This window comes from Janthinobacterium sp. GW822-FHT07H11, from assembly GCF_058798615.1.
The window spans coordinates 3,413,486-3,439,716 of the sequence record NZ_CM179507.1 but is presented as its reverse complement, the minus strand read 5'-3'; the positions used below and the strand labels follow the sequence as shown (position 1 = coordinate 3,439,716).

The 26,231-nt window shown below is 69.0% G+C and carries 25 protein-coding genes; 13 read left to right on the top strand and 12 right to left on the bottom strand.

The genetic code is table 11. The annotated features are described in order from the left end of the window. The first annotated feature begins 4 nt into the window (after positions 1-4). Both AC3RCJ_RS15155 and AC3RCJ_RS15150 read left to right on the top strand, forming a co-directional pair. Positions 5-1,408: a putative O-glycosylation ligase, exosortase A system-associated gene (locus AC3RCJ_RS15155; RefSeq protein WP_492964574.1), complete on the top strand. Its 1,404-nt coding sequence runs from the start codon at positions 5-7 to the stop codon at positions 1,406-1,408. Further along, positions 1,405-2,334 carry a polysaccharide deacetylase family protein gene (locus AC3RCJ_RS15150; protein WP_492964573.1) on the top strand — a complete coding sequence of 310 codons (930 nt, stop codon included), beginning with the start codon at positions 1,405-1,407 and terminating at the stop codon, positions 2,332-2,334. Before AC3RCJ_RS15155 ends, AC3RCJ_RS15150 begins: the two co-directional genes overlap by 4 nt. On the opposite strand, the gene AC3RCJ_RS15145 is transcribed toward AC3RCJ_RS15150, so the two are convergent. Genes AC3RCJ_RS15145 through AC3RCJ_RS15135 form a run of 3 tightly spaced genes read right to left on the bottom strand, consistent with a single transcriptional unit; the run spans position 2,252 to position 7,010 of the window. Further along, positions 2,252-4,177 carry an asparagine synthetase B family protein gene (locus tag AC3RCJ_RS15145; RefSeq protein ID WP_492964572.1) on the bottom strand — a complete coding sequence of 642 codons (1,926 nt, stop codon included), beginning with the start codon at positions 4,175-4,177 and terminating at the stop codon, positions 2,252-2,254. The genes AC3RCJ_RS15150 and AC3RCJ_RS15145 overlap by 83 nt on opposite strands. Continuing rightward, a complete protein-coding gene (locus AC3RCJ_RS15140) occupies positions 4,174-5,412 on the bottom strand; it encodes a pyridoxal-dependent decarboxylase, exosortase A system-associated (protein ID WP_492964571.1) in 1,239 nt (412 codons plus the stop codon). The genes AC3RCJ_RS15145 and AC3RCJ_RS15140 overlap by 4 nt, the downstream gene beginning before the upstream one ends. Further along, positions 5,409-7,010 carry an acyl-CoA ligase (AMP-forming), exosortase A system-associated gene (locus AC3RCJ_RS15135; protein ID WP_492964570.1) on the bottom strand — a complete coding sequence of 534 codons (1,602 nt, stop codon included), beginning with the start codon at positions 7,008-7,010 and terminating at the stop codon, positions 5,409-5,411. Before AC3RCJ_RS15135 ends, AC3RCJ_RS15140 begins: the two co-directional genes overlap by 4 nt. 186 nt (positions 7,011-7,196) lie before the next feature. On the opposite strand from AC3RCJ_RS15135, the gene AC3RCJ_RS15130 reads away from it, so the two are divergent. The 6 genes from AC3RCJ_RS15130 to AC3RCJ_RS15105 are packed head-to-tail and all read left to right on the top strand — an operon-like array spanning position 7,197 to position 11,877. Next, positions 7,197-7,958: a GNAT family N-acetyltransferase gene (locus AC3RCJ_RS15130; protein ID WP_492964569.1), complete on the top strand. Its 762-nt coding sequence runs from the start codon at positions 7,197-7,199 to the stop codon at positions 7,956-7,958. Beyond that, a complete protein-coding gene (locus tag AC3RCJ_RS15125; RefSeq protein WP_492964568.1) occupies positions 7,937-8,182 on the top strand; it encodes an acyl carrier protein in 246 nt (81 codons plus the stop codon). The genes AC3RCJ_RS15130 and AC3RCJ_RS15125 overlap by 22 nt, the downstream gene beginning before the upstream one ends. Next, the gene (locus AC3RCJ_RS15120) at positions 8,179-9,024 is read left to right on the top strand and encodes a hydrolase 2, exosortase A system-associated (RefSeq protein WP_492964567.1); all 846 of its coding nucleotides are present in this window, start codon (positions 8,179-8,181) and stop codon (positions 9,022-9,024) included. Before AC3RCJ_RS15125 ends, AC3RCJ_RS15120 begins: the two co-directional genes overlap by 4 nt. Next, a complete protein-coding gene (locus AC3RCJ_RS15115) occupies positions 9,021-9,899 on the top strand; it encodes a hydrolase 1, exosortase A system-associated (RefSeq protein ID WP_492964566.1) in 879 nt (292 codons plus the stop codon). Before AC3RCJ_RS15120 ends, AC3RCJ_RS15115 begins: the two co-directional genes overlap by 4 nt. Before the next feature lie 23 nt (positions 9,900-9,922). Continuing rightward, positions 9,923-11,179, top strand: coding sequence for a glycosyltransferase (locus AC3RCJ_RS15110; protein ID WP_492964565.1), 1,257 nt, complete (start codon positions 9,923-9,925; stop codon positions 11,177-11,179). Then, positions 11,176-11,877, top strand: coding sequence for an ABC transporter permease (locus tag AC3RCJ_RS15105; protein WP_492964564.1), 702 nt, complete (start codon positions 11,176-11,178; stop codon positions 11,875-11,877). Before AC3RCJ_RS15110 ends, AC3RCJ_RS15105 begins: the two co-directional genes overlap by 4 nt. Here the strand turns inward: AC3RCJ_RS15105 and AC3RCJ_RS15100 are convergent. The 3 genes from AC3RCJ_RS15100 to purT all read right to left on the bottom strand — a co-directional run bounded on the left by AC3RCJ_RS15100 (position 11,864) and on the right by purT (position 14,363). After that, on the bottom strand, positions 11,864-12,601 hold the full coding sequence (locus AC3RCJ_RS15100) for a hypothetical protein (RefSeq protein WP_492964563.1): 738 nt from the start codon (positions 12,599-12,601) through the stop codon (positions 11,864-11,866). The genes AC3RCJ_RS15105 and AC3RCJ_RS15100 overlap by 14 nt on opposite strands. Before the next feature lie 89 nt (positions 12,602-12,690). After that, positions 12,691-13,128 carry a DUF6678 family protein gene (locus AC3RCJ_RS15095; RefSeq protein ID WP_492964562.1) on the bottom strand — a complete coding sequence of 146 codons (438 nt, stop codon included), beginning with the start codon at positions 13,126-13,128 and terminating at the stop codon, positions 12,691-12,693. After that, positions 13,128-14,363, bottom strand: a complete 1,236-nt coding sequence (purT, locus tag AC3RCJ_RS15090) for a formate-dependent phosphoribosylglycinamide formyltransferase (RefSeq protein ID WP_492964561.1) — start codon at positions 14,361-14,363, stop codon at positions 13,128-13,130. The genes AC3RCJ_RS15095 and purT overlap by 1 nt, the downstream gene beginning before the upstream one ends. A 176-nt stretch (positions 14,364-14,539) precedes the next feature. Between purT and AC3RCJ_RS15085 the strand changes: the two genes are divergently transcribed. From AC3RCJ_RS15085 to AC3RCJ_RS15075, 3 genes are all read left to right on the top strand, one after another. After that, the gene (locus tag AC3RCJ_RS15085) at positions 14,540-15,046 is read left to right on the top strand and encodes a sigma-70 family RNA polymerase sigma factor (RefSeq protein ID WP_492964560.1); all 507 of its coding nucleotides are present in this window, start codon (positions 14,540-14,542) and stop codon (positions 15,044-15,046) included. Between the two features lie 8 nt (positions 15,047-15,054). Further along, complete coding sequence (locus AC3RCJ_RS15080) at positions 15,055-16,014, top strand: FecR domain-containing protein (RefSeq protein WP_492964559.1); 960 nt, start codon at positions 15,055-15,057, stop codon at positions 16,012-16,014. 66 nt (positions 16,015-16,080) lie between these two features. Then, a complete protein-coding gene (locus tag AC3RCJ_RS15075; protein ID WP_492964558.1) occupies positions 16,081-18,546 on the top strand; it encodes a TonB-dependent siderophore receptor in 2,466 nt (821 codons plus the stop codon). Here the strand turns inward: AC3RCJ_RS15075 and AC3RCJ_RS15070 are convergent. The 3 genes from AC3RCJ_RS15070 to AC3RCJ_RS15060 all read right to left on the bottom strand — a co-directional run bounded on the left by AC3RCJ_RS15070 (position 18,543) and on the right by AC3RCJ_RS15060 (position 20,629). Then, positions 18,543-19,040, bottom strand: a complete 498-nt coding sequence (locus tag AC3RCJ_RS15070) for a VOC family protein (RefSeq protein ID WP_492964557.1) — start codon at positions 19,038-19,040, stop codon at positions 18,543-18,545. The two genes, AC3RCJ_RS15075 and AC3RCJ_RS15070, sit on opposite strands and share 4 nt — an antisense overlap. A gap of 63 nt (positions 19,041-19,103) precedes the next feature. Continuing rightward, positions 19,104-19,739, bottom strand: coding sequence for a DUF6000 family protein (locus tag AC3RCJ_RS15065; RefSeq protein ID WP_492964556.1), 636 nt, complete (start codon positions 19,737-19,739; stop codon positions 19,104-19,106). Further along, complete coding sequence (locus AC3RCJ_RS15060; RefSeq protein ID WP_492964555.1) at positions 19,736-20,629, bottom strand: LysR family transcriptional regulator; 894 nt, start codon at positions 20,627-20,629, stop codon at positions 19,736-19,738. The genes AC3RCJ_RS15065 and AC3RCJ_RS15060 overlap by 4 nt, the downstream gene beginning before the upstream one ends. Before the next feature lie 110 nt (positions 20,630-20,739). Between AC3RCJ_RS15060 and AC3RCJ_RS15055 the strand changes: the two genes are divergently transcribed. Next, entirely contained in the window at positions 20,740-22,233 is a 1,494-nt protein-coding gene (locus AC3RCJ_RS15055; protein WP_492964554.1) for an MFS transporter, read from the top strand. Here the strand turns inward: AC3RCJ_RS15055 and AC3RCJ_RS15050 are convergent. From AC3RCJ_RS15050 to AC3RCJ_RS15040, 3 genes are all read right to left on the bottom strand, one after another. Continuing rightward, positions 22,230-22,766, bottom strand: coding sequence for a hypothetical protein (locus AC3RCJ_RS15050; protein WP_492964553.1), 537 nt, complete (start codon positions 22,764-22,766; stop codon positions 22,230-22,232). The two genes, AC3RCJ_RS15055 and AC3RCJ_RS15050, sit on opposite strands and share 4 nt — an antisense overlap. Before the next feature lie 95 nt (positions 22,767-22,861). Then, a complete protein-coding gene (locus AC3RCJ_RS15045) occupies positions 22,862-24,442 on the bottom strand; it encodes a methyl-accepting chemotaxis protein (protein ID WP_492964552.1) in 1,581 nt (526 codons plus the stop codon). Positions 24,443-24,692: 250 nt separating this feature from the next. Then, positions 24,693-25,142 (bottom strand): hotdog fold thioesterase, encoded by a 450-nt coding sequence (locus AC3RCJ_RS15040; RefSeq protein WP_492964551.1) that lies wholly within the window; start codon positions 25,140-25,142, stop codon positions 24,693-24,695. Positions 25,143-25,286: 144 nt separating this feature from the next. On the opposite strand from AC3RCJ_RS15040, the gene lpxO reads away from it, so the two are divergent. Further along, positions 25,287-26,186, top strand: coding sequence for a lipid A hydroxylase LpxO (gene lpxO / locus AC3RCJ_RS15035; protein ID WP_492964550.1), 900 nt, complete (start codon positions 25,287-25,289; stop codon positions 26,184-26,186). The last annotated feature ends 45 nt before the right edge of the window (positions 26,187-26,231 follow it).

The following is a 26,231-nucleotide window of genomic DNA, read 5'->3' as shown; positions in this document are numbered from 1 at the left end:
TACCATGACAAAACTGATTCACCGCTTCAACAGTGTACTGAGCCCTGACGCCAACCCGTTGACAGGCATCAAGGCCCGGCCCCAGCCACGCGACAGCCCGGAGCACCACCCTGCCATGCGCGACATACTGATCACCGTCATCATCCTCGGCTCGCTGCCCTTCATCCTGAAATCGCCGGCCATCGGCGGCCTGATGTGGATCTGGGTCAGCGTCATGAACCCGCACACGCAGGGCTGGGGTTTCGCCACCCACTTGCCGTTCGCCTTCATCATCGCCATCGCCACCATGGCCAGCCTGCTGTTTGCGCGCACGCCGAAAAGCCTGCCGCTGACGCCCGTCAGCGTGCTGCTGCTGCTGTTCGTGCTGTGGATGAATGTCACGGCCCCGTTTGCGCTGCTGCCCACGCCTTCCTGGGTGCAATGGAACAAGGTCATGAAGATCATGCTGATGAGCTTTGTGGTGATGATGGTGATACGCACGCGGCGCGACATCGTGCGCCTGGTATGGGTGCTGGTGGGCTCGATCGGCTATTACGGCGTGAAGGGCGGCATCTTCACCATCCGCAACGGCGGCTCGGAGCGCGTCTGGGGACCGGAAGAAACCTTTATTGGCGATAACAACGCGCTGGCGCTGGCGCTGATCATCACGATTCCCCTCATGTATTACCTGCAGCAGAACACGGACAGGCGCTGGCTGCGCCACGGCCTGTCGGCGGCGATGCTGCTGTCGGCGCTGGCCGCGCTCGGCTCCTATTCGCGCGGCGCGCTGCTGGCCATCGCCGCCATGGGCCTGTTCATGTGGGTCAAGAGCGGCCGCAAGGCGATGCTGGGCGCGCTGCTGTGCGCGGTGACGCCCCTGCTGCTGGCCTTCATGCCCGAGCGCTGGGCCGAACGCATGGACACCATCAACACCTACCAGGACGACGTCTCGGCCATGGGCCGCCTGAATGCCTGGCGCATGGCCTGGAACCTGGCGCGCGACCGCTTCCTCGGCGGCGGCTTCGAAGTGTCCGACCCGTCCATCTTTGCCCGCTATGCGCCCAATCCCATGGACGTGCATGCGGCGCACAGCATCTATTTCCAGGCGCTGGGCGAGCACGGCTTCGTCGGCCTGGCCATCTACCTGGCGCTGGGCATCGCCACCTGGCGCACGGCGACGGCCATCATCCGCCTGACGCGCGGCCGCGACGAGCTGCGCTGGGCGCTGGGCCTGGCCACCATGAGCCAGGCCAGCCTGATCGGCTTTGCCGTGGGCGGCGCCTTCCTCAGCCTGCTGTATTTCGACATGCCGTATTACCTGATGGCGGCGCTGATCGCCACGCGCATCGTGGTCGAGCAGCAGCTGCGGGCGCAGCCCCTGCCGCCCCGGCGCGCCGCCGCCGGCGTGCGCCTCGAGGGCCAGCCATGAAAGCGCCCTGCCTGTCGATCCTGATCTACCACCGCGTGCTGGCCCGGCCCGATCCGCTGTTTCCCGGCGAAGTCGACGCCCGCCTGTTCCAGCGCCAGCTGCGCCTGCTGCGGCGCTGCTGCACGCCGCTGCCGCTGCCCGAGGCCCTGCGGCGCCTGCGCGACGGCAGCCTGCCCCCGCGCGCAGCCTGCATCACGTTCGACGATGGCTATGCGGACAATGCGCAGCAGGCGCTGCCGCTGCTGCTGCGCCATGGCATGCACGCCACCTTCTTTATCGCCACCGGCTACCTCGACGGCGGACGCATGTGGAACGACAGCGTGATCGACGGCGTGCGCCAGGCGCGCGGCCCCGTGCTGGACTTGCGTGAACACGGCCTGGGCTGCCTGGCGATCGGCAGCCTGGCGCAGCGCCGGGCCGCCATCGACGCCCTGCTGGGACGGCTGAAATACCTGCCGTTCGCGCAGCGCCAGCACCTGGCGGAGCAGATACGCCGGCGGGCCGGCGCCGCCGACGGCGCGCCGCCGATGCTCAGCTCGCAGCAGCTGCGCCAGCTGCAGCAGGCGGGCATGGCCATCGGCGCCCACACGCACAGCCACCCGATCCTGGCGACCCTGTCGGAACGGGCGGCGCGCAACGATATCGCCGACGGCAAGCGCCGGCTGGAAGACCTGCTGCAGGCGCCCGTCAGCCTGTTCGCCTATCCGAATGGCAAAGCCGGCCACGACTACGGGCCGCGCCACGTGGACATCGTGCGCAGCCTGGGCTTTTCGGCCGCCGTCGCCACCGACTGGGGCGTGGCGCGGCCTGGCCCCGGCCTGGACCCGTACCAGCTGCCCCGCTTCACGCCGTGGGATCGAGGACGCCTGGCGTTTCTGTGGCGCCTGCGCCAGAATACGCTGCGAGCGCGCCCGGATGGGCCCTGAGCCACTGTTCCAGCATCAGCAGTATCCACACCATGGTGCCGTGGTAGGCCGGGTGCTGCGCCAGCAGCCGGCCCTGCAGCTCGTCGATGAAGGCCGGCCGCACGATGCCGCGCTGGCGCAGCTGCGTCAGGTTGTCGAAGGCAAAGTCGCGCAAGCCCGCGTGGCTGTGCAGCCACAGGCCGAACGGCAGGCCGAAGCCATGCTTTTTCTTGCGCAAGATGGCCGGCGGCAAGGTTTCAGCAAGCGCCCGCTTGAAGAAGGGCCGCAGCTGCGTTCCCTTGAGCTTGTCCCGCGGCGCCAGCCGCGCGGCAAAATCGACCATGTCGTCGTGCAGGAACGGAAACGCCGCTTCCACGCCGGCCAGTTCGCAGGCCTTGCGCACCTTGACCAGGTCGTTGTCGGCCAGGGTGAAGCGCATGTCCAGCGCCAGCAGTTCGTTGATCTGGCTCAGGCCCAGGTCTTGCCGCTCCCAGTATGCGCCGTTCAGGCGGGCGGGCGCCGCGCCGGGATCGATGGTATCGATGAAGCCGTCTTCCAGCACCACGCGGTGGCCGTAGCGCTGCAGCAGGTTGTAGCTTTCCAGGCGCGCCGGCAAGGGCATGCTGGCTTGCTCGATGTAGCTGCGCGCCTTGTCGCCCAGGCGCCAGCGCCGGCCCGGGCTGCGGCGGAACAGCAGCGGTTCGATGATGGCCTGGCGCAGCATGGCCGGCAATTGCTCATAGCGCGACAGCAGGGCCTGGCGCGCATAGCGCTCATTGCCGCCAAACAGTTCATCGCCGCCGTCGCCGCCCAGCATGCGCGTCACGCCGTCCTGGCGCGCCATCTGCGCGCAATAGAAGGCGGGAATCGCGGACGCATTGCCGAACGGCTGGTCGAACGCGGCCGCCATGGCGGGAATCGCGGCCAGCACGTCGTCGGCCGTCACATAGCGCTCGTGGTGCGCGCTGCCGGCATGGCTGGCGGCCAGGCGCGCATAGGCCATTTCGTCATAGCCGGGCGCGTCGAAGCCGATCGAATAGGTGCGTGCGGGCCGGCCCGTCACTTGCCCCACGATGGCGGCGATGGTGGAACTGTCGGTGCCGCCGCTGAGAAAGGCGCCCGTGACGGACGCGTCCTGGCCCAGGCTGCTTTCCACGGCCAGGCGCAGGAGGCGCAGGAATTCCTGCCGCTGCCTGGCGAAACCGCCGGCCGCGCGGGCCGGCGCCGGCTCGTGGAAGGCCAGCCGCCAGTAGCTGCCGCGCTCGTATTTGCCGGCGCGCACATGCAGGTATTCGCCGGGCAGCAGGCGATGCTGGCTGACATACGCGGTGGCCGGCGCCGGCACCATGTGGAAGAACAGGTAGTCGTACAGGGCCTGCGGGTCGAGCGCGCCGCGCACGGATGGATGGGCGAGCAAGGCATCATGCGAGGAGGCAAAGAACAGGCCGTGGGCGTTGCTCGCATAGCTGAGCGGCAGGCTGCCGGCCCGGTCCACGGCCAGCAAGGCGCTGCCGGAAAACGCATCGAGGATGGCCAGCGCGAAGGGTCCCGACAGGCTGGCGCAGGCGGCCGCGCCCTGGCCCAGCCACATGGGCGCCAGGCGGCGCGCCACCTGCTCCGGCGAACCGTCGAGCAGGGGCCGGCCCCAGATGGCGACGAGCAAGCCGTCTTGCCGGTACAGGTGGCCGCTGGCATTGCCGGCCGCCACGGCCACGGCGCTGCCCCCCTCGTGTTGCGCCTGCACGGGCGCGCCGTCCAGGCGCGACAGGGGCGAGGCCATGCGCGCCATCCCTTGTTCCGTCTCGTGGGCCGCCGTGTCGCTGGCCGTGCCCGTGGCCGCCAGCCAGCCGCAGATGCCGCTCATACGAGTACCTCCGCCGGCAAGGGGTGGCCAAGAAAGGCCGTGGGACTGGCCGTCAGGCCGTAGGCGCCCGACTGGAAGACCACCACCAGGTCGCCTTCGTCCGCGCGCGCCAGCGCCATCTGGTCGGCCAGCAGGTCCAGCGGCGTGCACAGCGGTCCGACCACGGACGCCACTTCGCGCGGGCCGCCATGCAGGCGGGTGCCGATCGCCACCGGATAGTTCTTGCGGATCAGCTGGCCGAAATTGCCGGACGCGGCCAAGTGGTGGTGCAAGCCGCCGTCCGTGACGAGAAATACCTGGCCGTGCGACACCTTGCGCTCGAGCACCGTGCACACATAGATGCCCGCTTCCGCCACCAGGTAACGGCCCAGTTCGATATTCAGGCGCGCGCCGGGCGCCGCCACGCGCACGATATCGAGCTGCGCCTGCAGGCTGGCGGCCAGCGGCGCCAGGTCCAGCGCCTGCTCGCCGGGAAAGTACGGCACGCCGAAGCCGCCGCCGATATTGAGCACGCGCAGCGGCGCCGGCGCGCTGTCGGCCAGTTGCAGGGCCAGCCGCACGCTGGCCGCCTGCGCCTCGGCCAGCGCGGCGGCCGACAGGTTTTGCGAACCGGCAAACAGGTGAAAGCCGTGGAAATCCAGGCCCAGCTGGCCGATGCGCGCCAGCAGCGCCGGCACCCGGGCCGCGTCGACGCCGAAGGGCTGGGCCCCGCCGCCCATGCGCATGCCGGCGCGGCGCAGGGCGAAATCGGGGTTGACGCGCACGGCCACGCGCGCCGCCACGCCGAGCCGCTCGCTGGCCAGCGCCGTCTTTTCCAGCTGGGCCGCCGATTCCACGTTGAGCAGCACGCCCGCAGCCACGGCGCGGGCCAGCTCGCCCTCGCCCTTGCCCGGCCCGGCAAAGCTGATGCGCGACGCGGGCATGGGCGTATCGAGCGCCGTCGCCAGCTCGCCGCCGGAGGCGACATCGATGCCGTCGACCAGCCCGGCCAGCAATTGCACCACGGCCGGCATGGGATTGGCCTTCATCGCGTAATGCAGGTGCACGCCGGCGGGCAAGGCGGCGCGCAGCGCGGCCACGCGGCGCACGATGTGCGCGCGTTCATACGCATAGAATGGCGTGCGGCCCACGCGCTGCGCCAGGCGCGGCAGCGCGATGCCGCCCAGCTGCAGCACGTCGTCGGCCACGGCGAACTGGCACGGGGCCGCATGCGCCGGCAGTCCGGGGCCGTTCATGGCTGCTCTCCCGGGGCCAGCGCATGCGCGCGCGCCAGTTCCCGCGCCAGCAGCGCGCGGTCGATCTTGCCGTTCGGATTGCGCGGCAGCGCCCCGGCCCGCACCTCGATCCACAGCGGCACCATGTAGGCGGGCAAGCGCGCGCGGCACGCCGCCAGCAGGGTCTCGCGCGCCAGTTCCTGGCCGGGCGCGGGCGTCGCCAGCAGGGCGATGGCCTGGCCCAGCACGGCATGGGGCAGGCCCAGCGCGGCCGCCTCGCCCACCAGGCCGCTCGCATACACGACCTCCTCCACCTCGGCCGGGCTGACCCGGTAGCCCGAGGTCTTGATCATGTCGTCGCTGCGGCCGACGAAATACAGATAGCCGTCCGCATCGCGGCGCACGGTGTCGCCCGACCAGACGGCCAGTTCCGGCAGCACCAGGCCGCCGGCCTGCGGCGGCAGCGGCTTGAAGCGCTCGGCCGTGCGGGCCGCATCGTTCCAGTAGCCGAGCGCCACCAGCGCGCCGCGGTGCACCAGTTCGCCCGGTTCGTCGGCGTCGCAGACGCTGCCGTCGGGGCGCAGCACCAGCACTTCCGCGTTCGGGATGGCCTGGCCGATGGAATCGGGGCGCCGTTCCAGCTGTTCCGGCGCCAGGTAGGTGGAGCGGAAGGCTTCCGTCAAGCCATACATGAGGAAAATCTGCGTGCGCGGCAGCGACTGGCGCAGCCGGTCGAGCGTGCCGCGCTGCATCACGCCGCCCGAATTGGTGATGTAGCGCAAGGGCGTGGACAGGGGCCAGCTCAGCTGCGACAGCTGTATCCACAGCGGCGGCACGGCGGCCAGTCCCGTGATGCGTTCCTGCTCCACGGCTTCGATGATGTCGCGCAGCAGCAGGTAATTCATCAGCACGGCGCAGGCGCCGCTGGCAAAGGCCGTCGTCAGCTGGCTCAGGCCGTAGTCAAAGCTGAGCGGCAGCACGCACAGGATGCGGTCTTGCGGCGTGTTGCGCAGGTAGCTGGCCACGCTGAGCGCGCCGGCCACCATATTGCGGTGCGACAGCACCACGCCCTTCGGCCGGCCCGTGCTGCCCGAGGTGTACAGGATGGCCGCCATGTCCGCGTCGATCACCGCATGCGGCGCGACGGCCGGGCCGGCGCCGGCGGCCAGCACGGACGACCAGGCCAGCACCTGCGCGCCGCCCGGCGTTTCGTCCGGCTGGCGCGGCCCCGTGACGACGATGGTGCGCAAGTCCGGGCAGGCGGCCAGCGCCGTGCCCAGCTGCGCCAGGCGCTCGCGCGAGGTGACGAGGATGGCGACATTGCAGTCGGCCAGGATGTAGGCCACCTGGTCCGGCTTGAGCAGCGGGTTGACGGGCACGAAGACGCCGCCGGCCGCGGCGGCGCCAAACATGGCGCAGACATTCTCCGGGCGCTTTTCCAGGTAGACGGCGACCCGCTCGGCGCGCCGCAGGCCCAGCATCAGCAAGGCGCTGGCGCAGTCGCGCACGGACGTGGCCAGGGTTGCGTAGGCGATGTCCTCGCCTTGCCAGGACAGTGCCGGGGCGGCGGGCGCGCGCTGCGCCGCCTGGAACAGTACATCGTGTATCAATGTTGCCATCGTTTCATCCTCAGGTCGCCATGATGTCTCATGCATTGCCTATGATTGGGACAAACGGCAGTGATGGTGTTGATTTGTATCAATTAACAGTTTCAGCAACACAGCTTGAGCCGGCGCAAGACCGGCGCCGGCCGCTGCGCTCTAATGGACAACGTTGGCTGTACAGCCGCCCCATCCGTGACCGCCATGGCCCGCGCCCCCTTGACCCGCCTGTTCCACCGCCTCGCCGGCAGCCTGCGGCAGCTGGGCTGGCGCGACACCGCCTGGTTCGCGCTCGCGCGCCTGCTGGCGCACCTGCCGGGCGGGCGCTGCGCGCTGTACCGCTACCAGTTCGTGGCGCAGGCGGTGGCGCCCGGCTCGCTGTGCCACGGACGCGGCAAGGGCATCGTCGTCACGCGCTGCCTGGCCGCCAAGGACCTGCCGGCCGGCCCCATGCGCCCGCCCGCCGTGCTGCGCGAACGCTACCGCCAGGGCGCGCAATGCCTGGTGGCGCGCAGCGGGCCGGACGGGGCCATGGCAGGCTGGCTGTGGCTGCTGCGCAGCGGCTGCCAGGAAGACGAGGTGCGCGCCCGCTACGAGTTGGCGTCGCTGCAATCGGCATGGGACCTCGACGTCTGGGTGCATCCGCAGCAGCGCGGCGGCCTGGTCTTCGCCCGCCTGTGGGAAGAAGCCAACGCCGTGCTGTACGCGCAGGGCGTGCGCTGGTCGTGCAGCCGCATCTCGCGCTTCAACCGCGCCTCGCTGGCCGCGCATGCGCGCCTGGGCACGCATGCGCTGGGCACGGCCACCTTCCTGCGCTGCGGCGGCTGGCAATGGATGTTCTCCAGCCTGCCGCCGTATTGCCACCTGTCGCGTGGCGCCGACGCCGTTCCCTGCCTCGCCTTCGATACGTCGTCCCTGCCGCACTACCCTTCCCTGGAGCTGACATGCCGCATCTTGAAGCAGTAAAACACATCCTCCACGCCACCCTTGGCCTGCGCAAGCTGCCGCTGGCGGCGGACACCCCGCTGCTGGGCAGCGTGCCGGAACTCGATTCGATGGCCGTCATCAGCGTGATCGCCGCGCTGGAAGAGCATTTCGGCATCGAGGTGGCCGACGAGGACATCCACGCCCGCCATTTCGCCACCGTCGGCACGCTCCACGACTTCGTGCACGCGAAGCTGCGCCGATGATGAACGCTTCCACCGGCCTGCTGCCCTTCTTCCTGCCCGCCAGCGGCGGCCAGCGCTATTGCCTGCTGCACCTGCCGGCGCCCGGCCAGCCGCCGCGCGGCGGCATCGTCTACCTCCACCCGTTCGCCGAAGAGCTCAACAAGAGCCGCCACGTGGCCGCCCGGCAGGCGCGCGCGTTTGCCGCCGCCGGCTACAGCGTGCTGCAGGTCGACCTGTATGGCTGCGGCGACAGCAGCGGCGATTTCGGCGAGGCGCGCTGGTCCATCTGGCACAACGACCTGCACCTGGCCTGCGCCTGGCTGGCGCAGCGCGTCGACGGCCCGCTGACGCTGTGGGGGCTGCGCCTGGGCGCGCTGCTGGCGCTCGATATCGCCCGCCATGCGCCGGTGCCGCTGGCGCGCCTGCTGCTGTGGCAGCCCGAGCTCGACGGACGGCGCTGCATCGAGCGCTTCCTGCGCCTGCGCCTGGCCGGACGCATGCTGGCGGGCGGCGCGGCGGAAAGCCCGGGCCACGCGCGCGCCGAACTGGCGGCGGGACGGCCGGTGGAAGTGGCCGGCTACCTGCTGGCGCCCGCGCTGGCGCAGGCCATCGAGGCGCTCGACACGGCCGCCCTGGCGCCGGCCCTGCCCGTGTACTGGCTCGAATACGGCGCGCCCGACGGCCCGCGCGCGCCCTTGCCGCACTGGGCGCGGCAATGGCGCGCAAGCGGCGCGGCCGTGCACCTGGCCACCTTCGGCGACGGCCCGTTCTGGAACAGCGCCGAGCTGCTCGACTGCCCGCAACTGCTGGCGGCGACGCGCGAACTGTGCCGCGACTGGCTCGACGACGGAGCCCTGCCATGAAACGCGACGGCGCCGCGCCGCAAGCCGTGCGCCAGCTGGCGCTGCGCTTTCGCTGCGCAGACGGGGCCGGCGGCGCCGACGCCGGCGCGCGCATGGTCGGCATCCTCAGCCTGCCGGCCGCGCCCGGCCCCCGCGGCGTGCTGGTCGTCACGGGCGGCCCGCAGTACCGGGCCGGCAGCCACCGCCAGTTCACCCTGCTGGCATGCGCGCTGGCCCCGCGCGGCATCCCCGTGCTGCGCTTCGACGTGCGCGGCATGGGCGACAGCGAAGGCGCGCCGCGCGACTACCGCGCCATCGGCGACGATATCGGCGGCGCCCTGGCGTGCTTCTTCGACGCCGTGCCCGCCCTGCGCGAGGTGGTGCTGTGGGGCCTGTGCGACGGCGCCACGGCGGCCGCCTGCCATGCGGCCGGCGACGCGCGCGTGGCCGCGCTGGTGCTGCTGAACCCCTGGGTGCGCAGCGAAACGGGCCTGGCGCGCGCCACCCTGCGCCACTACTATCTGCCGCGCCTGCTGCAGCCCGCCTTCTGGCGCACGCTGGCGCGCGGCGGCCTGCGCCTGGGCGCCAGCCTGGCATCGCTGCGCCGGGTCGCCGCCGCGGCGCGCCACGCGGGCGCCGACGACGGGCAGCCCGCCGCCGCGCTGCTGAAGGCCCTGCAGCGCTTCCCGGGCAAGGTCTTGCTGATCCTCAGCGGCGACGACCTGGGCGCGCGCGAGTGGCTGCAGCTGCAGCGCGGCGACCCGGCCTGGCGCGCCGTCTGCGCCCGCGCGCAATGGACGCGGGAGCGCGTCGACGGCGCCAACCATACGTTCGCCAGCGCCGCCTGGCGCGCCGACGTCGAGCGGCTGTGCGCGCACTGGATCGCCACATGGTAGCGGCCATGCCAAGGCGGGTATTGATGGTGGCCTACCATTTTCCACCGCTTGCCGGCGGCAGCGGCATCCTGCGCACGCTGGGCTTCGCGCGCCACCTGCCCGCCTGCGGCTGGCAGCCGCTGGTGCTCAGCGCCAGCGCCGGCGCGTACGCGCAGACGGGCGACGCGCAGCTGGCGCAGGCGGGCGCGCAGACCACCGTGCGGCGCACCCTGGCGCTGGACGCGGCGCGCCACCTGGCCATCGCGGGCCGCTACCCGCGCTGCCTGGCCCTGCCCGACCGCTGGAGCTCCTGGTGGCTGAGCGCCGTGCCGGCCGGCCTGCGCCTGATCCGCGAATACCGCCCCGACGCCATCTGGTCGACCTACCCGATCGCCACGGCCCACCTGATCGCGCTGACCCTGCAAAAACTCAGCGGCCTGCCGTGGATCGCCGACCAGCGCGACCCCATGCTCGATGACAGCGACGCGCTGGCGCCCTATCCGCCCGATGCGCGCCTGCACCGCATGCACGCGTGGATAGAACAGCGCCTCGCGGCGCGCAGCGCGGCCATCGTCTGCACCACGCCGGGCGCGCTGGATGCGCACCGGCGGCGCCTGGCGCAGCTGCCGCGCGAGCGCTTCAGCCTGATAGAGAACGGCTACGACGAGGACGGCTATGACGACAGCCAGGACGCGGCGCAGCGCACGCCGCGCGGCCACCGGAGCCGTTTCCTGCTGCTGCACAGCGGCGTGATCTATCCTTCCGAACGCGATCCGCAAGCGCTGTTCGAAGCGCTGGCCCGCCTGCGCCGCGACGGCACGCTGAGCGCGCGCAATTTCCAGCTGGTGCTGCGCGCCACGGGCCACGATGCGTGGATCGCCACGCTGCTGCTCCAGTACGGCATCGCCGACCTGGTCAGCATCGCGCCCCTGCAACCGCACCAGGCGGCGCTGCGGGAAATGCTGGCGGCCGACGGCCTGCTGCTGCTGCAGGCGGCCAACTGCAATGGCCAGATCCCCGCCAAGCTGTATGAATACCTGCGCTGCCGCCGGCCCATCCTGGCCCTGACCGACCTGGCGGGCGACAGCGCGGCCAAGCTGCGCCACTGCGGCATCGACACCATCGGCCAGCTGGCGTCGAGCAGCGACTGCGCGCGCGCGCTGCTGCGCTTCCTGGAACTGGCGCGCCAGGGCCGCGCACCGCTCGCCAGCAGCACCGTCATCGCCCTGCAATCGCGGCAGGAGCGCAGCCACGCGCTGGCCGAATTGCTGGACCAGGTCAGCCACCGGAGATCGCCATGAAACGCCTGCTCGTCACCACCATCCTGTGCGCCGGCGCCGGCGCCTGCCTGGCCGCCGCCCCGGGCTGCCCGCCGTATGTCAAGCACGAGCCGGGCGGCGACTACACGAATGCGGACGACCGCAAGGGCCTGGCCGTGGTCGAGAAATTCCATTTTTCGCGCGCTGTGGAAACACTGGCGCAGGGCATGACGGGCAGCCTGGGCAGCGACATCGGCTACACGCTCGAACACTTCCCCAACCACCACCGCGCGCTGTCGTCCATGGCCAGGCTGGGCTTGCGCGAAAAAAGCGCGCAGCCGGTCGGCGCGAACTTCTCGATCAGCTGCTATTTCGAACGCGCCATCGCCTATGCGCCGCACGATGCGACGGCGCGCATGGTGTACGGCACCTACCTGCTGGCCACGGAGCAGGACGCGCAGGCGCTGGAACAGCTGCGCGAGGCGGGCCGCCTGGCGCCCGAGCACGCCACAATCCAGTACAACCTGGGACTGATGTACGTCAAAAAGAAGGATTACGCGCAGGCCAGCGTGCATGCGCAAAAGGCGTATGCGCTGGGCTTTCCGCTGCCGGGACTGAAGAACAAGCTGAAGGCGGCGGGCAAATGGCGCGAACCGCCGCCCGCGCCAACGCCGGCGGCGCCCCCTGCGCCGGCCGCCGAAGCGGTGCCGGCGCGGCAGCTGCCCGCTAGCGAAGAGTGACGGCCGGCCGGGCGGCCACGCTCAACTGCCCCGTCGGCGAGGCGGCCAGCGCGGCGGCCAGGTCGCGCCGCGCCTGCGCCTTGTCGTCGGCCCCGCCGATGTGGGCCAGTTCGGCCGGCTGCAGCACGGTGGCCGTCAGCAGCAGCACTTCGCCATACGGCGTGGCGAACGATGGCGGGAGGCCGCCTGCTCCCTGCGCCAGCAGCACGCCCACCTGTTCATCCTCGTCTTCCAGGCCTGGCGGCGCATCCCGCACGTCCAGCACCATCGACACGCTGCCGTGGCGCTGCACCAGCAAGTCGATGGAGCCGTGGTCGGCCACGTTCTGGCTGACTTGATAGATCGCGTCGAACAGCCACGACGCCTGCACGGCATCGCCGTCGAAGGCGGCCAGCGGCGCCTCGATGCACACTTCCAGCAGGTGGCCGCGCGGCACGAACACGTCGTCGTCATCCTCGAACGGATCGCTCAAGCCGTCGCTGGCGATGAGAATGGTATCGGCGCGGCGGATCACCCTCCAGGCCTGGCGCAGCGATGGCCAACGGGGGCCGCCCATGAAGGCGGGGTTGAGCAGCGGCGCCAGCACGTCGGCGTCTACCGTGCCCAGGGTGGCATAAAAGGCGTCGCGCGCGGCGCAGGCCGCGGCCAGCATCCGCGCGCCCGCTTCCTTGCCGACGACGGCGTCGTCCGGTTGAGGCACTTGTGGAATATCGTTTTCAGGCATGTTATCAATCTATTATTTACGACACCTGACAACACCGTAGCGGGCGGCAGGGAGAGGTGGCGAAGAAGCGCAGCAGGGTTGGTCGGGTGTCAATCAGCAGGTGGGAAATCGTGATCATTGCGGGGCAGATAGCCCCAGATGCGCGCCACCCGGCCGCGCACCTCGAAATCAAAGCCGATGCGTTCGAGCTCCGGCACGATCCACACGCCGTGGTCGATGATTTTCTTCGGCAGCAGCATGGCCACGTGTTCTTCCGAATACAGGCCGATGTCGAACCACTCCACGCCCAGGAACGGGAATGGCGGGTGGTAATCCCATTCCGTGTCCCAGCGCGACACGTAGCCGGACACGGAGCCGTAGCGGTAGGACGGCGCCCAGTCGGTGCGCCCGCGCATGAAGGCCAGCAGCGCGTTCCACTTGCAGTCATTGGCGGCCCCTGCCAGGTTGCGCCGCGCGATATGGCCGCGCAGCTTGCGCTTGATGTCGTCGCCGCCGGCGTCGGCCAGCGGCAGGCTGGGGTCAGCCATCAGCGGGCGACCGGCTTGACTTTCGAGGCGGCCAGCACGGCCCGTTCGCGGGCCGTGTCGATATCGCCGGCCGTGGCCAGCGCCACGCCCATGCGGCGGCGCGCGAACGATTCGGGCTTGCCGAACAGGCGCAGGTCGGCGCCGGGCACGCTCAAGGCCTCGGCCACGCCCTCGAAGGCGATGCCTTTCGCCTCGATCTGGCCGTAGATGACGGCCGAGGCGGCGGGCGAACGCAGCGCCACGTTGACGGGCAGCCCCAGGATGGCCTTGGCGTGCAGTTCGAATTCGCTCTGCACCTGGCTGGCCATGGTGACCATGCCCGTGTCGTGCGGACGCGGGCTCACTTCCGAGAACCACACCATGTCGCCCTTGACGAACAGCTCCACGCCGAACAGGCCCAGGCCGCCCAGGTTGTCCGTCACCTTGCGCGCGATCTCGCGCGAGCGCTCCAGCGCCAGCGGCGCCATGCGCGCCGGCTGCCACGATTCCACGTAGTCGCCGTGCACCTGCAGATGGCCGATCGGCTCGCAGAACTGCGTTTCGATCTGGCCCGAGGCACCGACGGCGCGCACCGTCAGCAGGGTGATTTCGTAGTCGAAGTCGATGAAACCCTCGACGATGACGCGGCCCGTATCGACCCGCCCGCCGCTGGCCGCATACACCCACGCCGTTTCCACGTCGGCGGCGCCGTCGAGCCTGGACTGGCCCTTGCCCGACGAGGACATGACGGGTTTCACCACGCACGGGAAGCCGATTTCCTGGCACGCCAGATGCAGCTCCTGCAGGCTGCTGGCGAAACGGTAGGGAGACGTCGCCACGCCCAGGGTTTCGGCCGCCAGCGTGCGGATGCCTTCGCGGTTCATCGTCAGCACGGCCGCGCGCGCGTTCGGGATGCAGGTGATCTGGCCCGCCGCTTCCAGCGCGGCCAGGGTGTCAGTGGCGATGGCTTCGATTTCCGGCACGATCAGGTCCGGCTTTTCCAGGGCTATCAGCGCGGCCAGGGCCACGCCGTCGCTCATGTCGATCACGTGCGAGCGGTGCGCCACCGGGTGGCCGGGCGCGTTCGGGTAGCGGTCGACGGCGATCACTTCCACGCCCAGGCGCTGCAGCGCAATGATCACTTCCTTGCCCAGTTCGCCCGAACCCAGCAGCATGACCTTGATGGCGGTGGAAGACAGGGGCGTGCCGAAGGTGCGGGGCACGATGGTGCTGCTGGCGATGGGGCTGGAGGTCATGGGCAGGATCAGTAGTCGGATGGAAAGATGGCTGGGACTATAACAAATGCCGGCCATCTTGGACAGGGCGCGCCAACCGTGCAGCCCCCGGCGGCGGCACTTGCCAGCGCAGGCAGTCGATGCAATAATTGAGAATGATTCTCAATTAATCATCACCCATCATCGTCCTTGCCACCATGAACCCTGCCGCACCGCCCGACCTTGCCACCCTGTACCGCGCCCACCACGGCTGGCTGCAGGGCTGGCTGCGGCATAAACTGGGCTGCGGCGCCGATGCGGCCGACGTGGCGCACGACACCTTCATGCGCCTGCTGCAGCGACGCGAACGGCCGCAGCCCGCCCTGCGCGAACCGCGCGCCTACCTGTCGCGCATCGCGCAAGGCCTGGTGATCGACCATTACCGGCGCCGCGACGTGGAATACGCCTACCTGCAGGCACTGGCCGCCTTGCCCGAACAGACGGCGCCGTCGCCCGAAACACGGCTGTTGGTGATCGACACCCTGGTGCGCCTCGATACGGCGCTCGATGCCCTCAAACCGCGCGCCAGGCTGGCCTTTTTGCTGGCCCAGCTGGACGGATTGACGGGTCCCGCCATCGCCGCCCGGCTCGGCGTCTCGCTGGCCACCGTCGAGCGCGACCTGGCCAGCGCCTGGCGCGCCTGCTACCGCGTATATTTCCAGTGACATTTCCAGTGACAGCCGCAGCCACGCCGGATGATCCCGTGGAGCAAGCCATCGCGTGGGCCGTGCGCTTGCAGATGCAGGGCGCCACGCCGGACGCGCTGCACTCGCTGCAGCGCTGGCGTGATGCGGATGCGCGCCATGAGCAGGCATGGCAGCGTATCGCCAGCATCGGCACTCAATTGTCCGGCCTGGCGCCGGAAGCGAGCCGCGCCACCCTCGACGCCAGCCTGGCGCGCCGCCGCCAGCGCCGCCAGGCCCTGAAAGTGCTGGCCGGCATCGGCTTTGCCGGCACGGCCACCTGGTTCGCCATCGACGCGCGCGCCGATTACCGCACAGGCACGGGGCAGCGCCTGGCCGTGCGCCTGCCGGACGGCAGCTTGCTGCACCTGAATGCGGGCACGGCCGTCAAGCTGCGCTTCGATGGCACGCAGCGGCTGCTGAGCTTGCTGCATGGCGAAATTGCCATTACCACGCACGCCGACCCGCAGCGCCGGCCGTTTCTCGTCGACACGGGCGAAGCGCGCATGCTGGCGCTGGGCACGCGCTTCACGGTGCGCCGCCTCGCTGGCGCCGATGGCACCGATGCCACGCTGACGCGCCTGGCGGTGCAGGAACACGCGGTGCGGCTGCAGGCAGCCGCGAGCGCTGCCCGGCCCGTGCTGGTGCAGGCCGGCGACAGCATCGTGACGGATGGCGCGCGCGTCTGGCCCGGGCCGGCGCATGACGATCCGGCCGCCTGGCTCGATGGCGTGATTGCCGCGCGCGACATGCCCCTGGGCCAGCTGGTGGCCGAACTGGCGCGCCACCGGCATGGCTTGCTGCTGTGCGACGCCGATATCGCCCACCTGCCCGTTTCCGGCGTCTTCCAGCTGGACGATCCCGAGCGGGCCCTGCGCGTGCTGCTGCATGCGCAGCCCATCGTGGCCGTATACCGCACGCGCTTCTGGGTCACGCTGAAAAAAGCGTAAAAAAGATGAGGGGATCGGGCTGGCCGCACGGCATACAGCTTGATACCACTCAAATGATACCGATATATGCCCCAAGCTTATCTCCCCTGCTCCCAGCCCGTCCGTTCCCGTCTCACCGGCGCCGTCGCCGGCGCCCTGCTGCTGCTTGGCAGCGCGCCCGTCCTGGCCCAGCAACATCCACCCCAGGCCGCCAGCGCCAGCGCCATGGTCGCCCTGCAGATCGCCGCCGGCCCGCTCGATGCGGCGCTGGAACAGCTGGCGCGCAAGGCGGGCCTGACGCTCACCTACCAGGCGAGCGAGGTGCGCGGCTTGCGCACGGCCGGCCTGGCCGGCAATGACAGTGCCGCGGCCGGCCTCGAGGCGCTGCTGGCCGGCAGCGGACTGGCGGCGCTGCAGCTGGCGCCCAAGGATTTCGTCCTGCGCCCGCTGCCCAGGTCGGCGAATGCGGCCGATGGCGCGCAGCAACTGGCCGAAATCACGGTTACGGCAGGCGGCGAGCCGGCGCTGGAAACGGAAGGCAGCGGCGCGCATGCGGCGGCATTGGCCGGCACGGCCACGCGTTTCACCCTGTCGCCGCGCGAAACGCCGCAATCGCTGACCGTCATCACGCGCCAGCAGATGGATGACCAGGGTGTCCTCAGCCTGGCCGACGTGCTGCAGCAAACGCCGGGCGTGACCGTCTCGCACGACGATACGGAGCGCTATAACTACTATGCGCGCGGCTTCAGCCTGAACAGTTTCCAGTACGACGGCGTGCCCACCTTCGATTTCAGCACCAATTCGAACGGCCTGGGCATCCGCGACATGGCCATCTACGACAGGGTGGAAGTGGTGCGCGGCGCGAATGGCCTGATGAGCGGCGCCGGCAGCCCCGCCGGGGCCGTCAACCTGGTGCGCAAGAAACCCACGCGCCAGTTCCAGGCACATGCGCAGGCGGGCCTCGGCAGCTGGGACCGCTACCGCGCGGAAGCCGATGTCTCCGGCCCCCTGAACGAAGACGGCTCCGTGCGCGCGCGCCTGGTGGCTGCGCACCAGGAGCATGGTTCCTACATCGACTATTACCAGCAGGACAAAAGCGTGGTGTACGGCGTCATCGAGGCCGATTTGACGCCGCGCACGCGCGTGCTGGCCGGCATCGACTACCAGAAAATCGATTCAAACGGTTCGTCCTTCGGCCAGAACCCCCTGTTCTACACGGATGGCAGCCGCACGCGGTTCGCGCGCGCCTTCAACCCCGCCGCGCGCTGGACGCACGCGGGCAGCACCAGCACGCGCGTGTTCGCCGCCGCCGAGCACCTGTTCGACAACGGCTGGCAGGTGAAGGCGGAAGCGAGCCACTGGAAAGGCGATACGGACCAGTTGCAAGCGAACATCATCAGCTGGGGTCCCTATCCGGATTCAGCCACGGGCCTGGCCACGGTGCAGCGCGGCGCAAAAACCTATGCCATCGACAGCAATTCGCTCGATGCCTACGCCACGGGACCGTTCCAGTGGCTGGGCCGCCAGCATGAACTGGTGCTGGGCGTCAACGCCAGTCACCGCAAGTCCGACTACGTGGCTTATCGCGGCGGGAATGTGGAAATCGATTACCGCCACTGGAACAACAACGTCCCCCTGCCTGCCAGCATGGCCGTCAGCCAGACGCAACAATACAGCTTCAAGGAATACGCGGCGTACGGCGCGGCCCGCTTCAAGCCGGCCGAAGGCTGGTCGCTGATCGTCGGCAGCCGCCTGAACAGCTATGAACGCACGGGCGAGCTGATCTATGGCTCGGGCGGCACGGGCCGCGACGACGCGAAGGAAAAACACCGGCTGGTGCCGTATGCGGGCGCCGTCTACGACTTGAACGGCACGTATTCCGCTTATCTCAGCTATGCCAGCATCTTCGAGCCGCAATCGGTCAGCGACGCCAATGCCAGGGCGCTGCCGCCGACCACGGGCAAGTCCTGGGAAAGCGGCATCAAGGGCGAGTTTTTCGAGCGCAAGCTGAACGCCAGCTTCGCCCTGTTTCACATCCAGCAAGACAACCTGGCCGATTACGTGGGCACGGACGCCAAAGAACGGGAAGTCTACCGGCCCATCGACGGCACCACCACGCGCGGCGTGGAACTGGAAGTGGCCGGCCAGCTGTTGCCTGGCTGGCAAGTGCAGGCGGGAGCGACGTTCAGCCGCCCGCGCGACAAGGATGGCCAGCGCATCGATACGACGCGTCCCGAACGCAGCGTCAAGCTGGCGACCAGCTACCGCCTGGGCGGCGACTGGCGCCGCTGGAGCGTGGGCGGCAATGTCAACTGGCAGGGCCGGACGTACTACCACACCGTCCTGGCGGGCGACGTGCCGGCACGCGCCGACGAAGGCAGCTTTGGCGTGGCGGGACTGATGGCGCGCTACGCGTTCAGCAAGCGGTTCAGCGCCGTGCTAAACCTCAATAATGTCTTCGACAAGCGCTATTACAGCGGCTACGGCCTGTACGGCAGCGGCCACTATGGCGATCCGCGCAACGCGCAGCTGACCTTGCGGGCCAGCTTCTAAGCGGCGTACGCCCGCTTGATCTCGGCGATGTCGATCTTTTTCATGCCCATCATCGCCTTCATCACGCGCTGCGACTTGACGGGATCGGGGTCCGCCAGCAGCCTGATCATGATGGTGGGCACGATTTGCCAGGACACGCCGAACTGGTCCTTGAGCCAGCCGCACTGCTGCGCTTGCTTCGCTCCGCCTTCGGACAGCTGCGTCCAGTAGTGGTCGACCTCGTCCTGGGTTTCGCAGTTGACCTGGAACGAGATCGCTTCGGAAAAATGGAATTGCGGCCCGCCGTTCAAGCCCGTGAAGGTCTGGCCGTCCAGCTCAAAGGCCACCGTCAGCACGCTGCCCGGCTCCTGGCCGTGGATTTCCCTGCCTTCCTCGCCGTAGCGCAGGATCTGGCCGATCTTGGAATTGGGGAATATTTCCGTATAAAACCGGGCCGCCGCCTCGGCGTTGCCGTTGAACCATAAACATGGGGTAATCTTTTGGATGCTGTGCATGATGTCTCCCTAGTCCGAAATAAGAACGCCTTCCCTGTGCGGGGAGGACAGCCACCAATATAGTCATTTTTGCACAACCATGGCGCGCAAAGCGGCCATGCCATTGGCAAACACAGCGCAGGCGTCGTCCAGCGTCAGGCCCGGCCGGTGGGCCGCAAAATCGGCCCAGGCTGGCGCGTGGCGGGCGGCCTCGGCAGTACCGTTCTTGTCATCCAGATACCGTATGGCGGCCATCGCCTGCGCCTGCTCAAAATGCAGCTGCGGCTGGCGCAGGTAATGTTCCAGATAACGGTGCAGATAATCGCGGCTGGCGGGCGTGTCAAGGGCGACCAGCGCCAGGCAATAGGCGCTACCCGCATAACAGACCTCGCTGGCCAGCAGCAAGCCGCCCAGTTGCTCCGTGAAGCCGGGCCGCTCGGTCAATGTGGCCAGATACGCGCCCGCAGTGCGGCTGCGCCAGTCGCATTGCCCCAGCAGGCGGGCGATCACCGTGTCGTCGGCCAGCGCCAGCCGGGCCACGCATGCGCGCGCCTGGGGCTGGTGCAAGCCCATGTACAGGGGGCGCACCCAGTCGTCGCGCAGGGATGCCGTCAGCGGCTCTTGCGGCGGCAGCGGCGGCACGCGAAACGGATGGTCGTGACTGACGATGGCGCCGGCCACGTGGCGCTGCAGCCCGGCAAGGGTATGGTCATCGCTCAAGGCAGACCTCCAAAACAACGGTCCTGCAATTGCTCCACCATGAAATCGATGAACACGCGCAGGCGCGGCGGCAGGTGGCGGCTGGCCGGCCACAGCAGCCAGAATGCCGTGCGCGCCTGCGTATGCGCGTCCAGCACGCTTTCCAGTTGCCCGGCCGCCAGCTCGCGCTGCACGGCAAACGCGGGCAGATAGGCGATGCCCTGCCCCTGCACGGCCAGGAAGACGCGCATTTCCACGCTGTTGCAGACCATGCCGGGCGCCGGCTGGGCAGCCTCGTCCATCAGCGGCCACGGCTCCAGGCGGCCCGTGGCGGGAAAACGGTAGTGCAGGCGCGGGTGCCGCAGCAGCGCGGCGCCGTCGTCGGGCCGGCCATGGCGCGCCAGGTAGGCGGGCGACGCCACCAGCAGCCGGCGGAAGGTGCATAGTTTGCGCCGCATCAAGCCCGAATCGGCCAGATCGCCCGTGCGCACGGCCGCGTCGAAGCCGTCGCTGACGAGATTGACCATGGCGTCGGAGAAATCGAGATCGAGTTCGATGGCGGGATAGGCCTGCATGAAGGCGGCGATGGCCGGTTCGAACAGGCCGCTGTAACGGGGCAGGCTGATGCGCAGGCGGCCGCCCGGTGCGCCGCCCGATTCACCGAGCTCGCGCTCGGCCGCTGCCACCTCGGCCAGGATGCGCTTGCAGCGCTGCAGGAACATTTCTCCTTCGGCCGTCAGCGCCAGGTGCCGCGTGCTGCGCTGGAACAGGCGCGCACCGAGCCGCGCTTCCATGCGCGCCACGCTCTTGCCCACGGCCGACGATGACAGCCCCAGCAGGCGGCCCGTGGCCGAGAAACTGCCGCTGTCGGCCACCTGCACGAACATGGCGATGCCACCCAAGCTATCCACGCGATTCCCCATTGAAGACATTCTTGTCCGATATGTTCGTCAGTTTAGCCCATTTTTCTTCAATGACGGGCGCGCCATACTCGTCCCTCTTCCTTTCATATCCGATACCGATGCCCTTTTCCTCCCGCTTTTCTCTCCCGCTGCAAGTGCTGGCCGCCTGCCTGACGGGCTTGCTCATTCCCCTGTGCTTCACGGGTCCGGCCGTGGCCCTGCCCGCCCTCGGCGCCGAACTGCAAGGCAGCGCCGCCGCCCTGAACTGGGTCGTCAATGCGTATATCCTCAGCTATGGCAGCGCCATGATGGTGGCCGGCAGCCTGACGGACGTGCTGGGACGTCGCCGCGTCTGGCTGGCGGGGCTGGCGCTGTTTTGCGCGGCCACCGTGGCCATCGCCGTCGCGCCCTCGGTGGCATGGATCGCCGCGCTGCGCGGCGTGCAGGGCCTCGGTGGCGCGGCCGCGTTCGCCGCCGCGATGTCGTCGCTGGCGCCCCTGTTCCACGGCGCGGCCCGCAGCCGGGTGATGAGCGTGCTGGGCACGACCTTCGGCCTGGGCCTGGCCTTCGGTCCGCTGGCGGCGGGCGCCATGCTGGAAATGGCGCGCTGGCCCGCCATCTTTCACGCCACGGCCGCCCTGGGCGCCATCGGCGCGCTGCTGGTATGGGGCAGCGTGCCGGCCGATCCGGCGCGCGGCAAGGACCGGCTGGACTGGCCGGGCGCCGCCAGCTTCAGCGCCGCGCTGGCCCTGTTGACCCTGGGCATGCTGCTGGCGCCCGAACACGGCTGGCGCAGCGTGGCCGTGCTGCTGCCCGTCGCCGCGTCCGCGCTGCTGTTTTGTATGTTTATCGCGGTCGAACGCGGGATGGCGCAGCCCCTGCTGGATTTATCGCTGTTCCGCCAGCGCCACTTTGTCGCAGTGCAAGTGCTGGCCGCCTCGCCCGCCTTCCTGTTCATCGTGCTGATCGTCATGCTGCCGGGGCGCTTCATCGGCATCGATGGCGTGTCCGCGCTGGCGGCGGGCCGCCTGATGGTGGCCCTGGCCGCGCCGCTGCTGCTCGTGCCCGTGCTGGCGACACTGCTATTGCGCTGGGTCAAGGCCGGCACCGTGTGCGCGGCGGGATTGTTGCTGGCGGCGGCGGGCCTGGCCTGGCTGGCGCAGGTCCTGGGCCATGGCGGCGCCGCGGCGCTGGCCGGGCCGCTGCTGCTGATCGGCGCGGGCATCGGCTTGCCGTGGGGCTTGATGGATGGCATGGCCTTGAGCGTGGTGGAAACAGAGCGGGCCGGCATGGCGACGGGCATCTTCAATACCGTGCGCATCAGCGCCGACGGGGTGGCGCTGGCCCTGGCGGGCGCCGTGCTGGCCGGCCTGATCGGCACAGACCTGGCGCGGCAGCTGCCGGCCGGCCTGCCGCTGCTGGCGGCCGCCAGCCGCGCCGCGCTGGGAGATATCCGACAAGCGACACAGCTGCTGGGCGGCCACGAAACGCTGCTGCGCGCCAGCTACGACGCCGCCTTCCGCCACCTGCTGCACGGCCTGGCGGGGCTGGCCGTGGCGCTGGCGGCGCTGGTGCCGTATTTGCTCAGGAAGAAAAGATCTACAGGCGCCTAGGTGTCGAGACCGTAAAACACGGCAACGAGAATGGCGATGTTGTTGCAGGCGCGGGAAAAGGTCGTTGTGGCGTAGGCAACGGCCACGCCCGGTTCGCGGTAACGCAGGTAGACAAAGCTGAACATGGCGCCCGAGCCCAGGGCGACGATGGCATGCAGCAGGCCGCCGCTCAGGTAATGCACGACGCCCCAGAAAATGGCGCCGAGAACGATACTCAGGCGCCGGCCCGCGCCCACGCGCTTGAGGATTTCCAGCGGCAGGAGTTGTCCCAGGAAGGTTTCCAGGATGGGCGAGTAGATCACCACCCAGAAGACCAGCAGCGGCAGCGACATTTCCCGCTTGAACCTGGCCAGGCCTATGCTGGCGCCCCAGTACTGCGGCGGCAGCAGCGCCTTGGTGACGGCCAGGATGGCGAAGCACAGCGCGCACGTGAGCAAGCCCCAGCCGAGGCCGGCCAAGGCCTGGTGCCACACGGGCGGCGCGGGCTTGTCGTCGTCCGGGCTGGAGAGATCGTGGCTGCTGCGCACTTGCATGAGTGGTCCTGGCGGTGATCCAGCGCTCATTGTAGCGCGGAATACGAGGGTTGGCGCGCGGCGCGTGCGGCGCCGCGCCCTTCCGCGGCGTGGCCTCAGGCCGCCAGGCGCAAGGGGCCGTTCGTCGGCTTGGCCAGCTTGAAAATCCCCACTTCCTGCTCCAGTTGCGCCGCCTGCAGCTGCAATTCATGGGCGGCGGCCGCCGCCTGCTCCACCAGCGCCGCGTTTTGCTGGGTCACGCGGTCCATGTCGACGATGGCGCGGTTGACCTGTTCGATGCCGGCGCCCTGTTCCTGCGTGGCATGGCTGATCTCGGCCATGATGCCCGTCACCCGGCCGATGCCGGCCACCACCTCGTGCATGGTGGCGCCCGCCTGCTCGACCAGCACCGTGCCCGTGCCCACCTTGCTGACGGAATCGTCGATCAGCGCCTTGATTTCGCGCGCGGCGGCGCTGGACCTCTGCGCCAGGCTGCGCACCTCGGTGGCCACCACGGCAAAGCCGCGCCCCTGCTCGCCCGCGCGCGCCGCCTCGACGGCCGCGTTCAGGGCCAGGATATTCGTCTGGAAGGCGATGCCGTCGATCACGCCGATGATGTCGACGATCTTGTTCGACGAAGCGTTGATCAGGCCCATGGTGTGCACCACTTCGGCCACGGCCTTGCCGCCCTGCTCCGAGACGCTCGACGCCTCGCGCGCCAGGCGGTTCGCCTGCTGGGCATTGTCCGCATTCTGGCGCACGGTGGAGATCAGCTCTTCCATCGACGACGCCACCTCTTCCAGTGAACCGGCCTGCTGTTCCGTGCGCTGCGACAGGTCGCGGTTGCCGGTGGCGATCTCGGTCGAGGCCGTCGCGATGCTTTCCGTGCCGTGGCGCACCTTGCCGACGATGGCGGCCAGGTTGTCGCGCATGGTCTTGATGGCAAACAATAAACTGCTGTCGTCGCCCTGGCGCGTGCGCACCTCGATGGCCAGTTCGCCCTGGGCGATGCGCCCCGCGATGGCGGCCGCATACGCCGGTTCGCCGCCCAGCTGGCGCAGCAGGCCGCGCGTGATGACGGTGGCAACCACGATGCAGGCAAGCACGCTGAAACCGGCCAGCGCGGCGATCCAGCGCAGCGACTGGCCGTAGATGGCGCGCGCGTCCAGGCTCGCCTGCGCCGATTCGCGCTGCACCGACTGGAGCATGGTATCGATATCGGCGACGATCTGGCGCCGCAGCGGGCTGCACTCCTCGACGAGGAAGGTGCCGTACTGCTCCATCTGTCCCGCCGCGCGGAACTGGCGCGGGCGCAGCAGTTCCTGCGCCATGGCCTTCAGGCCGGTGCCGACTTTCTCGAACTGCGCATCGCCGGCGAACCGCGGCGCCAGCCTGGCCAGCGCGTCCAGGTACAGCGCCTTCTGGCTGTCGAGGATGTCCAGTTCCTTCTCGGCGGCGGCCTGGTCGTGGAAGATATAGGCATTGCGGGCGGCCAGGCCCGTCTGGTCGAGCGCTTCGCGGGCCACGTACAGCGGTTCGAGTTTCTCCAGTTGTACTTTTTCTTGCGCTTCCATGGCCTGCGAGATGGCGCCGATGCGCAGCAGCGCGAACGCGGCCAGCACCAGCATCAGCAACACCAGAGAGGCGAAGCCGGCCGTCAGGCGCGCGCCTATCGTCAAACGATTGAATGACATCATTATTGTTCTTGCCCTGTATAAAGTTGATTGTTGCCGGTTCCGCTAGAACCGGCGATCTGCTCGCCGTCGTGTTGCCTTTCCTGCATGGTGCAGGATGCGTCTCCGACTGGCGTTGTTTGGGCAGTCAGCTTTTATTCCGGGCAATGTGGACGCGCGCGGACGATGCCGCGCGGTACAAGAGCACACTGAATTATAAGCGAACAGCGTGCTGGATGATTCCACGCGTTCACTTTTGATGCCTTGATGCAAATCAAGAAGCGCCGTTTCCGCCCGTGCCAGGGGCCTCGATGACGGCCATGGTGATGCGCGAGATGCAGCACAGCTTGCCGTCGTCGTCGACGATGCGGATTTCCCACACCTGGCTGCCGCGCCCCCGGTGGATGGGCGTGGCGCGCCCCGTCACGTGGCCGCCGCGCACGCCGCGCACGTGGTTGGCATTGATTTCCTGGCCCACGCTCACCTGGCGCCGGCTGTCGAGGCAGGCATTCGCGGCCATGCTGCCCAGGGTTTCGGCCAGCAGCACGGACGCGCCGCCATGCAGCAGCTTGAAAGGCTGCATGGTGCGGTGGTCGACGGGCATGGTCGCCTCGATCCAGTCGGGGCCGAAGGCCGTGAAGACAATACCCAGGTGGCGCATGGCCGTGCCCTCGCTGGCGGCGTTGAGCGTGGCCAGGTCGAGCGGTGCGTGCCAGATTTCCATGGTGACCTCTGAAAAGTATCAAGATAAAGCCATTGTAGGGCAGCCGCGCCCCGCGCGCCGCTTCATCATTCCTTCACCGTGGCACGGGGTGGCCATGGCATTAACTGGTTATAATTGCCCCATTCTTTACAATCGGGGTTAGGTATGAAGTGGGCCTTGCTGGGCATTTTTGTGTTTTCCGTTTTACATATACATTTCCGTGGCAAGGTGCGCCTGCCGTTCCGCCGCCAGATCTTCGACCATTCCTCGTTCATGGCGCCGCTGAACCTGTTCATGCACACCTTTTCCAAGGTGCCGGCCACGCCGTATCTTTCCGTCGAGCAATTCCCGGAACTGGCGCCGCTGCAGCAGAACTGGCAGGTCATCCGCGATGAAGCGCTGCGCATGCAGGAAATGAAGAAGATCAAGGCGGCCGAGAAGAACAATGACGTGGGCTTCAATTCCTTCTTCAAGTATGGCTGGAAGCGTTTCTACCTGAAATGGTATGACGCGAACCACCCGTCGGCACAGCAGATGTGCCCGCAAACCTATGCGCTGCTGCAATCGATTCCCTCGATCAAGGCGGCCATGTTCGCGGAATTGCCGCAAGGCGGCAAGCTCAACCCCCACCGCGACCCCTTCGCCGGTTCGCTGCGCTACCACCTGGGCCTGCAGACGCCAAACGACGACCGCTGCTTCATCGACGTCGATGGCGAGCGCCACAGCTGGCGCGACGGCCAGGCCGTGATGTTCGACGAGACGTATATCCACTGGGCCCGCAACGACGCCGACAGCGACCGCATCATCCTCTTCTGCGACATCGAGCGCCCGATGCGCTACCGCTGGGCACAGGCGCTGAACCGCTGGCTGGGCCGCACGCTGATGACGGCCGCCGCCTCGCCCAACGAACTGGGCGACCAGGTCGGCGGCGTGAGCAAGCTGTTCCAGATTTCCTGGACCATGGGCCAGTACCGCCGCCGTTTCAAGGCGTGGAACAAGACGGCCTACCAGGTGACCCGCGTGGCCCTCGTCGTGGCCGTGATCGCGCTGATCTACTTTATCTAGAGACCGGCATTGCCGATTTCATGAAAGCCGCCTTCGGGCGGTTTT

Bases quoted from the DNA above. Each gene is read 5' to 3' on its own strand.
- AC3RCJ_RS15155 (WP_492964574.1), top strand. From the start codon at position 5: ATGACAAAACTGATTCACCGCTTCAACAGTGTACTGAGCCCTGACGCC.
- AC3RCJ_RS15150 (WP_492964573.1), top strand. From the start codon at position 1,405: ATGAAAGCGCCCTGCCTGTCGATCCTGATCTACCACCGCGTGCTGGCC.
- AC3RCJ_RS15145 (WP_492964572.1), bottom strand. From the start codon at position 4,177: ATGAGCGGCATCTGCGGCTGGCTGGCGGCCACGGGCACGGCCAGCGAC.
- AC3RCJ_RS15140 (WP_492964571.1), bottom strand. From the start codon at position 5,412: ATGAACGGCCCCGGACTGCCGGCGCATGCGGCCCCGTGCCAGTTCGCC.
- AC3RCJ_RS15135 (WP_492964570.1), bottom strand. From the start codon at position 7,010: ATGGCAACATTGATACACGATGTACTGTTCCAGGCGGCGCAGCGCGCG.
- AC3RCJ_RS15130 (WP_492964569.1), top strand. From the start codon at position 7,197: ATGGCCCGCGCCCCCTTGACCCGCCTGTTCCACCGCCTCGCCGGCAGC.
- AC3RCJ_RS15125 (WP_492964568.1), top strand. From the start codon at position 7,937: ATGCCGCATCTTGAAGCAGTAAAACACATCCTCCACGCCACCCTTGGC.
- AC3RCJ_RS15120 (WP_492964567.1), top strand. From the start codon at position 8,179: ATGATGAACGCTTCCACCGGCCTGCTGCCCTTCTTCCTGCCCGCCAGC.
- AC3RCJ_RS15115 (WP_492964566.1), top strand. From the start codon at position 9,021: ATGAAACGCGACGGCGCCGCGCCGCAAGCCGTGCGCCAGCTGGCGCTG.
- AC3RCJ_RS15110 (WP_492964565.1), top strand. From the start codon at position 9,923: ATGGTGGCCTACCATTTTCCACCGCTTGCCGGCGGCAGCGGCATCCTG.
- AC3RCJ_RS15105 (WP_492964564.1), top strand. From the start codon at position 11,176: ATGAAACGCCTGCTCGTCACCACCATCCTGTGCGCCGGCGCCGGCGCC.
- AC3RCJ_RS15100 (WP_492964563.1), bottom strand. From the start codon at position 12,601: ATGCCTGAAAACGATATTCCACAAGTGCCTCAACCGGACGACGCCGTC.
- AC3RCJ_RS15095 (WP_492964562.1), bottom strand. From the start codon at position 13,128: ATGGCTGACCCCAGCCTGCCGCTGGCCGACGCCGGCGGCGACGACATC.
- purT (WP_492964561.1), bottom strand. From the start codon at position 14,363: ATGACCTCCAGCCCCATCGCCAGCAGCACCATCGTGCCCCGCACCTTC.
- AC3RCJ_RS15085 (WP_492964560.1), top strand. From the start codon at position 14,540: ATGAACCCTGCCGCACCGCCCGACCTTGCCACCCTGTACCGCGCCCAC.
- AC3RCJ_RS15075 (WP_492964558.1), top strand. From the start codon at position 16,081: ATGCCCCAAGCTTATCTCCCCTGCTCCCAGCCCGTCCGTTCCCGTCTC.
- AC3RCJ_RS15070 (WP_492964557.1), bottom strand. From the start codon at position 19,040: ATGCACAGCATCCAAAAGATTACCCCATGTTTATGGTTCAACGGCAAC.
- AC3RCJ_RS15055 (WP_492964554.1), top strand. From the start codon at position 20,740: ATGCCCTTTTCCTCCCGCTTTTCTCTCCCGCTGCAAGTGCTGGCCGCC.
- AC3RCJ_RS15050 (WP_492964553.1), bottom strand. From the start codon at position 22,766: ATGCAAGTGCGCAGCAGCCACGATCTCTCCAGCCCGGACGACGACAAG.
- AC3RCJ_RS15045 (WP_492964552.1), bottom strand. From the start codon at position 24,442: ATGATGTCATTCAATCGTTTGACGATAGGCGCGCGCCTGACGGCCGGC.
- AC3RCJ_RS15040 (WP_492964551.1), bottom strand. From the start codon at position 25,142: ATGGAAATCTGGCACGCACCGCTCGACCTGGCCACGCTCAACGCCGCC.
- lpxO (WP_492964550.1), top strand. From the start codon at position 25,287: ATGAAGTGGGCCTTGCTGGGCATTTTTGTGTTTTCCGTTTTACATATA.